1 protein-coding gene is annotated in these 838 nt (G+C 62.9%); it reads left to right on the forward strand.

Going from position 1 to position 838, the window contains the following annotated elements; all coding sequences use genetic code 11:
• Positions 1–767, forward strand: a 767-nt coding sequence (locus tag AC1RRT_RS20525) for a flagellin (protein WP_493015848.1), incomplete at its 5' end; no start/stop codon positions are given.
• Positions 768–838: the final 71 nt, after the last annotated feature.

Raw genomic sequence — 838 nt, forward strand, 5'->3', positions numbered from 1 at the left:
AGCTCGACAAGACCTCCAAGAAAGTTCAGACCGGTTTCAAGGTTGCCGACGCTTCGGACGACGCGGCCGTGTTCGCCGTCGCCCAGGGCATCCGCGGCAACATCAAGGCGTATGCCTCGGTGCAGTCGTCGCTGGCGGCCGGTGAAGGCCTCGGTCAGGTGACCGCTGCCGCTCTGACCGGTATCTCGAACCTGGTCGGCGACATCAAGGCGAAGTTCGCCAACCTCGCCGACGGCTCGCTGACCACTGATCAGCGCACCGTGTACCAGAACGACGTGAACAAGCTGATCGGTCAGGTCACCAACTACATCAATCAGGCGACCTACAACGGTAAGAACCTGCTCAACAGCGACAGCACCTCAGCGGTCACCTTCGTGGCCGACGTGTCGGGCACCACGCTGACCCTGCAGAACAGCAGCAACCTGTCGACCGCCACGTCTGGCGCCGCTGGTCTGTCTGCTACGGCTGCGGCTTACACCTCGGCTGGCGGCTACTCGAACGCCGTGTCGGGCCTGGGCGTGTTCGAATCGCTGGTCAACTCCGTCTCGGCGCAGATCGCCGCGCAGTCGCGCTCGATCACGCTGCAGAAGGGTTTCGTTGACGACCTGGTCGACGCGACCAAGAAGGGCCTCGGCGCCCTGGTCGACGCCGATGTCGCGGCTGAAAGCGCCACCTTGCAGTCCCTGCAGGTCCGCCAGCAGCTGAACATCCAGGCGCTGTCGATCGCCAACCAGCAGCCCAACACCCTGCTCAGCCTGTTCCGTTAATCGGCAGTCTGATACCAGATCGGAAAGGGGGCCTTTTGGCCCCCTTTCTTTTTGCCTTCTCCACAGTCTGA

Source organism: Ferrovibrio sp. GW821-FHT12B10 (genome assembly GCF_058807515.1).